We start from the raw sequence: 12,810 nt of genomic DNA on the forward strand, positions 1-12,810 counted from the left end.
TTCAAATTTTGTAGTTTTGTGATTGATAACAACATTACTAAGCAAAATCCAATACCCGCTCTTGTTGTGAATTGCTTTCAAATTTTGTAGTTTTGCGATTGATAACAACTACAGGTGTCATTACCTATCTATGACTTGTGTTGTGAATTGCTTTCAAATTTTGTAGTTTTGTGATTGATAACAACAACTGGTACATTAATGTGTATGAGGAGTATGTTGTGAATTGCTTTCAAATTTTGTAGTTTTGTGATTGATAACAACTTTTTATCTATATTCATATAGCAATTTTTTGTTGTGAATTGCTTTCAAATTTTGTAGTTTTGTGATTGATAACAACACGGGTATTTAGACCCTAACGATGCTCACAGTTGTGAATTGCTTTCAAATTTTGTAGTTTTGTGATTGATAACAACTACCGCTTCTTAATTGCTTTTCACACTCAAGTTGTGAATTGCTTTCAAATTTTGTAGTTTTGTGATTGATAACAACTAAACTTCTCTAATGTTAGCATTTACTCCTGTTGTGAATTGCTTTCAAATTTTGTAGTTTTGTGATTGATAACAACTGATACACTTGACGAATTAGAAGTTACTTCGTTGTGAATTGCTTTCAAATTTTGTAGTTTTGTGATTGATAACAACTATTCAGTGTATCTATTCTATTAAGAACATGTTGTGAATTGCTTTCAAATTTTGTAGTTTTGTGATTGATAACAACCTTAAGGGTGGAACGATGAGTGTAACTGTAGTTGTGAATTGCTTTCAAATTTTGTAGTTTTGTGATTGATAACAACATTAAGGAAAGGGTTTAATTGGTTGTACTTGTTGTGAATTGCTTTCAAATTTTGTAGTTTTGTGATTGATAACAACATTATCCCAATTAAAGTATGTCGCACTTGCGTTGTGAATTGCTTTCAAATTTTGTAGTTTTGTGATTGATAACAACTGAACAAACCGCACAAAAGTAGAAGTTTTTGTTGTGAATTGCTTTCAAATTTTGTAGTTTTGTGATTGATAACAACGCTTGTACTTTTTTCATACTCAAACACTTAGTTGTGAATTGCTTTCAAATTTTGTAGTTTTGTGATTGATAACAACTAGTAGCAGGTTCGATTCCTGCCTTGCTTTGTTGTGAATTGCTTTCAAATTTTGTAGTTTTGTGATTGATAACAACCCACTTAGAGCACGGTAAATAAGTCGTGTCGTTGTGAATTGCTTTCAAATTTTGTAGTTTTGTGATTGATAACAACATACTCTTTCAATCCTTGACCACCAAACTGGTTGTGAATTGCTTTCAAATTTTGTAGTTTTGTGATTGATAACAACCGTTCGTGCTATCATAAAACAGATGGGTAAGTTGTGAATTGCTTTCAAATTTTGTAGTTTTGCGATTGATAACAACCGTTTGGGTCGTATCAAGTAATTTTAACTAGTTGTGAATTGCTTTCAAATTTTGTAGTTTTGCGATTGATAACAACTGATTTTATTTTATTATTACTTCATAAGAAGTTGTGAATTGCTTTCAAATTTTGTAGTTTTGCGATTGATAACAACCTGAAATAGTTGTCAAATGGTTTGGCTTTCGTTGTGAATTGCTTTCAAATTTTGTAGTTTTGCGATTGATAACAACCGAATGGTATATAAGGAAGAGCCTTTACGTGTTGTGAATTGCTTTCAAATTTTGTAGTTTTGCGATTGATAACAACCCGTGGAGGTGAGAGATGAAGATGTGCTTGGTTGTGAATTGCTTTCAAATTTTGTAGTTTTGCGATTGATAACAACGTTATTTAAAGTTGAATTTACAAAGTTATCGTTGTGAATTGCTTTCAAATTTTGTAGTTTTGCGATTGATAACAACTAGCTGTAGTAGGTACTAAACAACCTTCATGTTGTGAATTGCTTTCAAATTTTGTAGTTTTGCGATTGATAACAACCTCAATCTTTTAAAGGTTTTAGTATCAATCAGTTTTGCTTAAAAACAGTACTGAAAAACCTCCTCTTTTACCTTATAAACAAAGGCTAAAGAGGAGGTTTTCTCTTTCCTATTCTTCTTAAAAAAGCTCTAATTGCACATAGGTTTCGGGAGCTGCTGTTTCTCTCTGACAGTAAAAGAACTCCATATCGCCAAACTGCTTATCGGTTAGACACATAATAGCTATATTGCCATACTGAGGTAAGTTTTGTTTTACACGATTGATATGCACTTGGGCATTCTCTCTACTAGGGCAATGCCTTACGTACATCGAAAACTGAAAGAGCGTAAAACCGTCCTTTATGAGTTTATCACGAAAGTTCTGTGCTTCTTTACGCATCTTTTTTGTTTCTGTTGGCAAATCGTATAATACTAATACCCACATAATTCTATAAGCATTGTATCGGTCAGCTATGATCATAATTCAGGATAAGCTATCAGTCGCTTTTCACCCGTATAGCATTTGTATAAAGAAGAAGCTGTATTCTTTACTGCTACTATCAAGGGGTGGGTATTCTTTTCTATCTGTACATCACGGGTTGCCATCTGAAGTATATGAGCTTTACTTTCTTTGTTGAGTTCTTCTACTTCAGGATGTGTTGTGAGCCATTCCATTACCAATAAATCTACTATGGGGCGGTAGGGTTCCATTATGTCGCTTGCCAAACAATAGGAGTTATACTTATTGCGATGGAAAATTCCTAATACTAATAGTAAACCTGTATCTACCAATGCGCGGGCTACGATACTGAGTAAAACTCCATATCCAAAATTGAAAAACTGATTAGGATACTCACCAAATCGATCTCTTAGAAAATCATAATCGATAAGGTACTTCCAATAATGTTGAGCAGCAATGCCTTCCATATTGGTTGTATCGCCCGATTTTACTTCTTTTAGATAGTCGTACATCGGGTCGGCATACTTTCCTAAATGTTCTAATACCTTAGCTTGGTTCTGAATTTTGCATTCCACAGTTTGCTTCCAAAGTTGTTTTTTAAGAGGTTCGCTCACTTCCAACTGTGTTTTCACCCGTTCGGAATATTGAGTATTTCCACTAAAAGGAAGCATTGCTCCTAAGGGTAAGTGTTTTTCATCACAGCTAATAAGCACCACATTGTTCTTCATCAACTCTTGCAATAACTGATGTGAAACAGTAATTTGATAATGGTCAAGCATCAGCAAACCCAAATCTTCAATAGGTACACTCCCTTTTACAGCTTGGGTAGTGGGGTCTGTTATTTTGAGTTGCTTATCTTTCAACTTCAAATGGGTAGGATTGCCGATGTAAATAGAACGGTATAACATAGTTTAAAGGGTGTTTATTGGTTTTTAAAAAGATTTCTATGCTTTGGTGATGTTTCCTAGGCGGTCTACTTTTAGTTTGATACAGACCTCTTTTATCATTGTTCCTAGAATATCTCTCTCCATTTTATTCAATGGTGAATATTCTATTTTATTTACAATAGGGGTTGCTACTGCTTCTTGTACAAAAAAACACTGATTTCCTGTAAAACTCACTGTTTTATAAATTCTTTCTTTCTGTTCTTTGCTGAGATTATTAAAATCTATTGTCTCTGCGATTTCTCCTTCCATAGGCACATATACCAAATCGTTAGGCGAAAGACTAAACAACAATGGTTCTCCTTTTTCATTGCGCTCAGGGACAGAAGGAAGTCCTTGTTTTTGTCGTTCAATTACTTCGTTGAGAGGGATCGTTGCATAAGTGCGTTTTCCTTTGCCTTGATATACTCCAAAAAAGAGATTCGTTCCTTTGGCTGCTTCTACATATTTAGTAGCTTTAGCGCCCGTTTCTCCAAGAGGAAATTTACTTCCTTCTTCAAAAATACGCACTTTATAAATGGGCTGATGTTTCTTGCCATCGTTGTATTGGGCAATATTTTTGTTGAGTTCTTCTAATCCTTCTGCTGAAAAAGCTACTTCTGGACTTCCTTTATATTTCAGATAGTTGAGCAATATTTTCTGAATGCCCGTATCGGTAATACTACTGATAATCTTTTCTGTAAAGGTTATATCTACTGATTTTCGGGTAGCTGTAAGTATTTTATCTTTACCTATTTTTCTATCCAAAACAATTTTACCTGAAACAGTTTCTTTATGTAAAGGCTTTCTGATAGCCCAATTAGTTCCTTCTTGTTTTACTTTCTTTTTTACAAGTACACCATTTTTTTCTTCCCATTTTTCGTAATAGTTGGTAGCTTTATTAATCACTCTTAGGTTTTGTTTAAAACTTACTACTATATGTTCGAGGGCTTCTTGTGCTTCTTGAGTGAAAGTACTCCAAGGTTTCTTGAATTGCCAGTTATTATTCTTTTTCTCACAGAGGATGGTGCGAAGGTCTATGCGAGATTGTTGTTTTTCTTTTTTATCCTTGCTCTTATCCAATGCGTGTTGGTTATTCATATAATTGATGTGCTCTCTCGTAGCACAAGCAATCACTAAGGCGTCCATAGCGTGATGACGGTGGTCTATGCGTTTCTTTTGGAAACCTTGACTATACTCTATTGGAACCGTAGGTAGATTTTTTTGAAATCTGTCGTTATACGAGGTAAATAGTTGTGTTTGAGTAAGCTGGTTCATTCGCTCAAAACGAGGAAGAATAAGCTCGTTCCATACATCATTAAGTCCCCAATCTTGTTTGAGGGCAGTAGTAATTTTACCTGTACAAGGTATTATATTTTTAGAGTTTACCCCCTCATCTTTTTCATCTGAACGCACTATTTTAGAAAGTATTTCTGAAATATACTTACTGATGTAACGAGTGTCATTTAGCTGGCGAGCGACCATTTTTTCAGGTATCTCATTCAAAAGGAGCTTTTGCTGTTTAGCTGAATTGTTAGCGTAATGTTTCTTCACAAACTCTTTGTATTGTTCTTCTGTGAAGATAGTAACTTCTTTATTAGCTGTTATGCGCACCTTCTCACCGTGGTGATTCTGGATAAATTCTAATCCTAATTGATTTGTTTTTAGCTTATTTACAGCCGATTCGCATATTACCTTATTGGATAAACTATCGTCGTAATAACGGCTTTGCGGAATGATGTGTTCTATTTCATACTCCTCAGTAAATAGTTTTGTAAGTGAAATCACCTCTCCCGTATAAGGCGATTTATACTTTTGTTCTAACCAGAGCTTGTAGCGTTGTATCTCAGGGGTGGTAGGCTCAGCTTTTTTACGTATTTTCTGAATATCTTCCTCTACTTCATCGGTAGCACTAAACACACCTTCTTCATAGATTTTAAGCAGTTCTTGCTGTACAGGCGAATACGGACGCACGTTTTGTATGCTTGCATCTTCTTTTAATTCGGCAAGTAATTTCTTAATGCGTAGGTTGGTATTTTCATTCTCTTGATTTCTATTGGAAAGTTGTTTTCTTTCTTCGGCTGTTTTTTTGAGTTCTCTACCCAGTTCTATATGTATTTCATCAAAGAAATTCGCTTGTCCCCCGCCGTATCGTTGCCAAATATCTCTTACTACGCGTAAAGTTTCGGTAATTACTTGCTCTACTATAGGATTTCTAAGTGAATGTTGCTTGAAATCTTCTAAATATGCTTCTAAATCATTCACTGAAGTCCATTTTTCTATGTCGGCAGCTTCGGCGTGACGGTTATAGACTACATACTGTGCCAACCAAAGCGGTAAGCCTTGAAAGCAGGTCTCACTATTGAGCTGATACTTCTCTGCTTTTTCTCTAATGATGGTACGGATTTCGTCATTTGCTACTCCATTGATAAGGTCGTCTATACGTTTTTGAGTAGATACATCAATGCGATTAAAGTCCCAATGATTGCCAAAACGCATCAGAGGGAGCAATTTTTTAATTGCTTTTTCGGAGAAACTACCATATTCATTAGGATAGGGTTTGAAGTTCTTGAAACTATCTACAAACGATGCTTCGTCTAATTGATATTCCTGAGCAAATTTCTTTAATGCTTTTTCAAATTCAACTTTGTCCTTCACCGAATATAACAAATGCCACAATCGATACGTTATATCAAAGGTTAGAAAATTGGCAGGGAGTCCTTCTACTTTTTGCAAATACTGCTGAAGTTCATAGCCTGTTTCATTCATAGGGTATTTTTTGGAAGAGTTATCCGCCGCATCATACACATAGTTCCAGCGATAAGTAGTGAGCCATTTTTTAAGCTCGCTTTTAGCTACTTTGTCTTTAATTTGAGGATTTTTTGCAAACAAAAAGTATTTCAGTAAACTTTCATTATCTATTTCTTTTTGAGACATCAAGAAGTTGAAGAGAGCCTCATTGTCTTGGGCTGTTTCGATAAACTCAGCAGTTACCTCACGGTCGGTTTCTATTTCGTAAATTCTCAAGTTTTGTAGCCATTGCAACACTCTAAACTCTTGGTAGTAAGGATTAGATTTGGCACATACTTTTATAGGAGTGTCTTTGCGCTCATTAGTTTCCTTATCTATATACGAACGCTTTTCTAAGGTACAATTGGCAATAGTAGATTTTTTGCTACGCAATGGGCGTTGGTAGAAAATGATATCTTCTACAAACAGATGAAGGAAATCTTTTGATAGTAGATTTTGCTGTTGAGTCTCGTTTTTGCGATATAATTCTCTTATACAGTCTGCCAATAGGGTTTCAGTGAACAATTCTGGTTGAAGAGCTATTTGTTTAGCCAAAATAGCCTTTAGTTCGTCTTTATAGTACTTCCTTTCAATAGTACGAACTAATTTTCCTTTTATTTTCTGATTAGGGTTTTGTAACAAATGGTCGTAGATATAAGCACCTACAGTTTTTCCAGAAAAATCAATATCGTGCTCTGTTTTCTTTTTGAGTAAATTCCAATCATTTTCATCAGGGGCTCTGAAAGAACGTTTTTCTTTCCCTTCTTTGTCTAATTTAATTGTCCCATCGTCATTAAGGTCGGTAGTAACAATGAAATCACGTGTTTTTCCCTTCCAGTCGTCCAATGGAATTTTACTCGTGCGACGGTATATCCAACCATTTTCCAAACGGATTGTATACCAAATCTCTCCTTTTTTATTAGGAGCTTCAGCCTCTACATCTACAACTTCTAAGGAGTGAAAAGCAACTTCCTTGTTAGGGTTTTCTGTTTCTTCCTCCCCTCGCAACTGGTAGTACCCTCTTTTCTGATTGAAATGAAGTATAAGCCAAGCTAATTCTTGTTGGGTAATTTTTTGTGAAAGAGCTTTTTTACGAAGGTAATAAATTGTCCAATCATAAGGGATTTTACTCTCTTCGCCATTAGATTTCTTGTAGAATAACTGAGGTTGATATTTTTTGAAATCCTCAATCATCTCATTGAAACTATTCATAAAGATAAAATTCCCATTGTTATAAGCTATTTTGGGTTCAGCATTATCTATAAATTTACCATATCTTTTGGTAAAGTCTATTTGTGAATCATAGTGAGGAGGTAAAAAACCTAATATGTGAAGTACTCTATGAAGTCGCTCACGGCGAAGTAAATGCCGTTCTCTCAGACGACGTGTATTGCGATAAGTAGTTCTTTCGGCAGTTTGAGAAACTGTATTTCCCCTCTCAAAGTCACCTAATATACCCTGATCCATAGGAATAATCCTACTACCAGTAGCAATAATTTTTCCTTGTTTGTTTTCAAAATCTTGTTGTACAAAAGCCCAACCGATAGAGTTTGAGCCCAAATCTAAGCCTAATATGTGTTTCATTGGTATAATGCTTTTAGAAAGGACAAATGTAATAAAATTTTTTATATAAAAATATTTGCACATTAAAAATATTATACCTACTTTTGTCGCAGAATTTGAAAGCAATTCACAATAAGGATGATTCCGTTGTGAAAACATCTAGCGCCTCGACTATCTTCGGGGCTTTTTTTATTCCTTATTTTTTGTATCTATAAGAATAGTTACAGGACCGTCATTACACAAGGCTACTTGCATCATCGCCCCAAACTGTCCTGTGGGCACTCGTTTTCCTAACAAACTTTCCACTTGCTTTATAAACGTCTCATAGATAGGAATTGCAACTTCTGGACGTGCTGCTTTTATATAGCTGGGGCGATTGCCTTTTTTAGTAGAGGCGTGCAAGGTGAATTGCGACACGATAAGCACTTCTCCTCCTGCATCTTTTACCGAAAGATTCATCACCCCATTTTCGTCGTCAAAAACGCGTAAATTCACTATTTTAGCCGATAACCACGCTATATCCTCATTGGTATCGCTATCTTCTATACCTACCAATACTAATAAACCTTTATTGATAGAAGCTACTGTTTGCTTATCTATATCCACCGATGCGTGAGTTACACGCTGAATAACTACTCTCATAAAATATCTTTTTTTATTACTCTCCAAGCCCTTCTGAGTTTCTCTCTCAGATTTGTTAATATGCTGTTTTCTCCTCATCAGCAGAAGCATTCCACTTACATCTTCCTTCTTACTTTGCCAAAAGAATCATCATTATATCTTCTTTCCTTCTCCTTAGCTTCACTTTAAATTCGTCTTGAGTTCGTCTTTTCTTCGTTCATTGTTCGTCTTTTCTTCGTTCATTGTTCGTCTTTTCTTCGTTCATTGTTCGTCTTTTCTTCGTTCATTGTTCGTCTTTTCTTCGTTCATCGTTCGTCTTTCCTTCGAATAAACCTCAAATTCCAAATACCTCTCCTACCCTACATTTTTTTTACTATTCATTGTCCATTCAAAAAACTTTTAACTCTTAACTACTTATACACCTTTTCCATAACAATCGTACAAGATTCTCCTGCCAATTCTCCTCACCTTTTGCTAATTATCACCTATCCGCGTGCCTCGCATTGCCTATCGTGCTACGACATTCTGAGACATAATCTCTCACATACCTACCTCCAAGCATTCACTAACATCTTTTACATCGAAATCACACTATTCTTTGCAAATTAACACATTATCCGATAGTACTTTCACTCTATCACCATACGATTGTATCTCCCTAACAAAGTCTGGTGTAATTTTTAAGCGCAGTTTGAGTACAATCTCATTGTCAGTTTCTCTCACTACCTCTTGCGAAGAATGCAGAGGCATCGCTTTGAGGTATTCCGCCGGATTAGGCATAAAAACTGAGTCATTGGGCAATTTTTTAAAGGCAAGCACCACCTCTTCTGCTTGTGCGTGCTCACTATCTACCCACGCCCCAAAACTATCGTCGAAAAAACACTCCACACCCTCAGGTACAGCGTGCTGATATTTAATATCTTTGCTGTCATCTAAATGGGTAATCCTATCCAAGCCAAACACCCGTAGCGCTTCCTTCTCTACATCCCACGCCAACACATACCAACGTCTTTGTGCCTCTTTTAGCAAATAAGGCTCTATCGTACGCACCACCGGTTGTTGGTTTTTATCCCAAAACTTATAATAGTGCAACTTTATCTGACGATGTTCTTTAATAGCCCTAAGCAAGGGTGAGAGATACTCCGTCCCCGCAGGCAATCGCCTATCAAACTGAATAACTTTAGAAAGATTACCGTAATTTTGCAAAGCTCTGAACACATCAAATGCCTCGAAGAGGTTTTGGGTATAGGAGTCATTATCTTCTGTGATTTCGTATGCTTTAAGAGATTTGTTAAACTTAATAATTATATGGTAAACTTCTTTAATAATTTGAATATCACGTTGTAAAGTACGTTTAGCAAGAGGTTGCCCCTCTGTATTCTCTATACTTCTCTCCCAAGCATTCTCTAATTCTTCACTAGTACAGGGTTTGATACGCAATCGTTCAACAATAAAACGATGCCTTGAAAACATTTTCGATAAACTCATTTTCAATATTTTTTCAACAAAAGTATAAAGTTTTTTCAAAACGACAAGTTGTTGCGTCCTATTATTATATTTTTGCTTCCGAAATAAAAAAACAAGGCAAAAGGACGTACCTATCATTTTATTTTGTATATTTGCTGGCAGAAACTCATAAAACATATTTTATAGTAAAAACCAGATAAACACAAAATAAACATATTAGTAGCGTTTCGCTTTTATTTTCTAAGCTCGAAATACGACCAATTTTTCAATAGTGTACAGAAAGTAAAGACGGAAGCGTTCGCGTATGCGGGCGTTCCTTTTGCTTTACACTATGCCTTTGGTCGGGCAACGAGCTAAGTAAAACGGGATGCCCGCAAACTATTTTTGTAAAACATTGGGGAAGCCGAAAACCATATAGAGTAGGCACTCACTAAAAACTATATTTAATTATGAGTTTAATGGTCACTATGGGAAAAGAGCTTATTCGTATCTGTCCCACTAATGCAAAAAAAATTGAACGTTCAAACAACAATGGAGGCACTTGGTACCCTCGTTACACAGCAACCTCCTTTACTTTTCAGGACTTATTAGTTTCTGGAAATGAACTTTTAGCTCAAACCGACAAAGGTTTGTACTATTCTAATAACAATGGTACCTCTTGGTACAAACGAGGTTAAAAACAACTGAGGAGGTTGCTTTAAGGGTAACCTCCTCTTACCAAACGTTTGCAAAATTAAACCATTCAAACAACAATGAAAATACAAAATAACAACTTAAGAAGCCTCGAATCGCTTTACCTCCCTATAATGTGGAGCCTAATACTTTCTTTGCTAACAAAAAAGTACAAATTACTTACAAAGAATACGAGGCAGAAAGAAGAAAGTAATGAAGTTCCATACAACGAAAACATTTTTTCTTGCATTGAATATGATTCAGAAGGAAATGAAAAAAATAAACTCATACGCAATTACTCTCCTAATGGAGAATGGGAAACTATTTTCTATCATAATGGAAAGCCCAGCCATATCATAAGAAAAGAATGTACTATTCTGTAAATAATAACTTTTTAAAACAATAACAATATGAGCAATAAAAATGCTTCTTTTTACATAGAGAATATTCCAGCTAATAAACACCTTGCTAACAAAACTATTGAGATAGTTTATAAAGAGTATGAGGCAGTAACTAATACTGAAGATAATACTGTTGAAATAGGAAAATTTTTAGAAAAGAAGAGAGGTTATGGCCCTTACTTTTTTGCAGAATTATTAGATTACTGCCTTCGCATTGCACGTTATGCCCCTAACCCTCCATACGTAAAGAAAATATTTGACAGAAGTTTACGTCATTTTACAACATTCACTCATAAATCAAAAATTGTGTATGATGAAAAAGGACTAATCAAATCTTATCTCTTGGATACTTTCGCCTTCAGAAATATTCTCTTCAATTTTCAATATAACACAAAAGAACAATTAGCCCAATGGACGGCAACTATTGAAGATAGTGTAATACACACTCGAAAATTCTTCTACTACGAAAATGGAATGCTCCAGAGAAGAATAAAAGACTGCTGTGGCTATAGCGAAGAATGGAGATATGATAAAAATGGGGAACTTTTGCAATATATCCAGAATTGGGGTAAAGATATTAAAACTATAAATTACGACCCTAATGAAAAAGAAGAAGAATCAGACACCGATGAACTTATTGAGTATGATGAAACAGGTGCTAAAATAGTGTATCACGAAAAAGGCAATAAAGAAGTGATTCATTATGACGAAAATGGTAGAATCGTAGAAATAAAGTTTTTTGAAATCTATTACAAAGATTTTAGAGTTGAAAAAACTATCACCTACAAATTTTTCGACGGAAAAGTAGAACGTACCACTATCAATGCAGATAGAGAAAAAACAGTAATTCTCTTTAAAGATATTGAACGAAAAAAAATGGAGTACTATACTACTGATTTAGAAGGAAAAAATAATATTCTCCTCTTTAGAGATGTTAAATACAAAAAAGAACCTGACGATTCCTTAGACTATGATAAATATGATGAGAATGTATTTTCTTGTACTCAATATGACGAAAATGGTAATGAAACAAAAAAATACATTCGTACTTATTTCGAAAATGGTTTATGGGAAACAGTTTATTATGAAAAAGGAGTACCTAAGAGTATTATCAGAAAAGAATATAACATTTTTAAAAACTTAAATTATATGTACACACAAGCATTCAAAGAGGCAGTAGCCTACTGTAAAGCCAACAATCTATTTGTAGGGTATGGCAACCCTAATGGTAAAGTTTTAGTAATCGGCAAAGAAGCTGCACACATTCCCCAAGAAGAGACTACCGAAAATTTAGAAAAGAAGAAAGAAGAACTCTTCCAAAGTAATGTATCTCAATGGGAACACATACTCTCTACCAATGAAGTACCTAACTACGATGGTGAGCGTCCCATCTCTCACGAAAATCCCTTATATGCTTATGGCAATCAGTTTAACAAAAGGGATATAAGGAAAAAAGGAAAACCTTACAATGGTGGTACAAGTAGTACCTATTTAAACTACGAAAAGCTCTACGAACAGCTATTTTTACAAGGAGAAAAACTTGAGAAAATCAACTTTCAAAAAGAGTTTTTCATCACCGAGTTCAGCGACTATCCTACTAAAGAAAGCTACAAAAATGAGGATATAGAAGCTCTTAGAAAACAGTCTATAGAAGAGCGTAAACCTCTCTTTGCAATGCCTTTTTTCAAAGAGTTCCCTATTGTAATTATAGCAGCAGGTAATTATCCAAGCCGTTACCACATTAATTTAGAACAAACTTTTGATGTCGTTTTTCAAAAGGAAATAAAAGTAGGAAGAGACCGCTATTTCTTACACTTTAGTAAGGATAACAAACGTATTCTTATCCATACTCGACAATTAAGCAATAGCTTTTCTCGAGAACTAATACCTGCTATTGTTAAAGAAACTAAAAAGTTTTTAAAGTAAAAATTTTATTAACAACAAAAAAAGAGCAATTCTTTATCAGAATTGCTCTTTATAAGAAGGCGGCGACATACTCTCC

Annotated in this window: 7 protein-coding genes and 1 CRISPR repeat array; of the genes, 2 read left to right on the forward strand and 5 right to left on the reverse strand. The window is 34.9% G+C overall.

Annotation, left to right across the window (positions count from 1 at the left end; genetic code table 11):
• Nucleotides 1-63: 63 nt before the first annotated feature.
• Nucleotides 64-1,933: direct repeats of the CRISPR family, unit length 46 nt; unit sequence GTTGTGAATTGCTTTCAAATTTTGTAGTTTTGTGATTGATAACAAC.
• A 117-nt stretch (nt 1,934-2,050) separates the two neighbouring features.
• The 5 genes from cas2 to HMPREF1321_RS00025 form a co-directional block, all read right to left on the reverse strand.
• A complete protein-coding gene (cas2, locus tag HMPREF1321_RS00005) occupies nt 2,051-2,392 on the reverse strand; it encodes a CRISPR-associated endonuclease Cas2 (RefSeq protein ID WP_034575308.1) in 342 nt (113 codons plus the stop codon).
• Nucleotides 2,389-3,279 carry a type II CRISPR-associated endonuclease Cas1 gene (gene cas1 / locus HMPREF1321_RS00010; RefSeq protein WP_009420796.1) on the reverse strand — a complete coding sequence of 297 codons (891 nt, stop codon included), beginning with the start codon at nt 3,277-3,279 and terminating at the stop codon, nt 2,389-2,391. Before cas1 ends, cas2 begins: the two co-directional genes overlap by 4 nt.
• A 36-nt stretch (nt 3,280-3,315) precedes the next feature.
• Nucleotides 3,316-7,668 carry a type II CRISPR RNA-guided endonuclease Cas9 gene (gene cas9, locus HMPREF1321_RS00015; protein ID WP_009420802.1) on the reverse strand — a complete coding sequence of 1,451 codons (4,353 nt, stop codon included), beginning with the start codon at nt 7,666-7,668 and terminating at the stop codon, nt 3,316-3,318.
• A 168-nt stretch (nt 7,669-7,836) separates the two neighbouring features.
• On the reverse strand, nt 7,837-8,289 hold the full coding sequence (gene dtd, locus HMPREF1321_RS00020; RefSeq protein ID WP_009420795.1) for a D-aminoacyl-tRNA deacylase: 453 nt from the start codon (nt 8,287-8,289) through the stop codon (nt 7,837-7,839).
• 570 nt (nt 8,290-8,859) lie between these two features.
• Nucleotides 8,860-9,756: a helix-turn-helix transcriptional regulator gene (locus HMPREF1321_RS00025; protein WP_009420801.1), complete on the reverse strand. Its 897-nt coding sequence runs from the start codon at nt 9,754-9,756 to the stop codon at nt 8,860-8,862.
• A gap of 428 nt (nt 9,757-10,184) precedes the next feature.
• Here HMPREF1321_RS00025 and HMPREF1321_RS00030 point away from each other — a divergent pair, with 428 nt between their 5' ends.
• Nucleotides 10,185-10,412, forward strand: coding sequence for a hypothetical protein (locus tag HMPREF1321_RS00030; protein ID WP_034575309.1), 228 nt, complete (start codon nt 10,185-10,187; stop codon nt 10,410-10,412).
• 405 nt (nt 10,413-10,817) lie between these two features.
• On the forward strand, nt 10,818-12,734 hold the full coding sequence (locus tag HMPREF1321_RS12055; RefSeq protein ID WP_009420799.1) for a hypothetical protein: 1,917 nt from the start codon (nt 10,818-10,820) through the stop codon (nt 12,732-12,734).
• Nucleotides 12,735-12,810: the final 76 nt, after the last annotated feature.

Origin of the sequence: Capnocytophaga sp. oral taxon 412 str. F0487 (genome assembly GCF_000271925.1) — a bacterium.
In the GTDB taxonomy this organism is placed as follows: Bacteria; Bacteroidota; Bacteroidia; order Flavobacteriales; family Flavobacteriaceae; genus Capnocytophaga; species Capnocytophaga ochracea.

Excerpts from the sequence above, each read along its gene's own strand:
- cas2 (WP_034575308.1), bottom strand. The coding sequence starts at position 2,392 with ATGATCATAGCTGACCGATACAATGCTTATAGAATTATGTGGGTATTA.
- cas1 (WP_009420796.1), bottom strand. The coding sequence starts at position 3,279 with ATGTTATACCGTTCTATTTACATCGGCAATCCTACCCATTTGAAGTTG.
- HMPREF1321_RS12055 (WP_009420799.1), top strand. The coding sequence starts at position 10,818 with ATGAGCAATAAAAATGCTTCTTTTTACATAGAGAATATTCCAGCTAAT.
- HMPREF1321_RS00030 (WP_034575309.1), top strand. The coding sequence starts at position 10,185 with ATGAGTTTAATGGTCACTATGGGAAAAGAGCTTATTCGTATCTGTCCC.
- dtd (WP_009420795.1), bottom strand. The coding sequence starts at position 8,289 with ATGAGAGTAGTTATTCAGCGTGTAACTCACGCATCGGTGGATATAGAT.
- HMPREF1321_RS00025 (WP_009420801.1), bottom strand. The coding sequence starts at position 9,756 with ATGAGTTTATCGAAAATGTTTTCAAGGCATCGTTTTATTGTTGAACGA.
- cas9 (WP_009420802.1), bottom strand. The coding sequence starts at position 7,668 with ATGAAACACATATTAGGCTTAGATTTGGGCTCAAACTCTATCGGTTGG.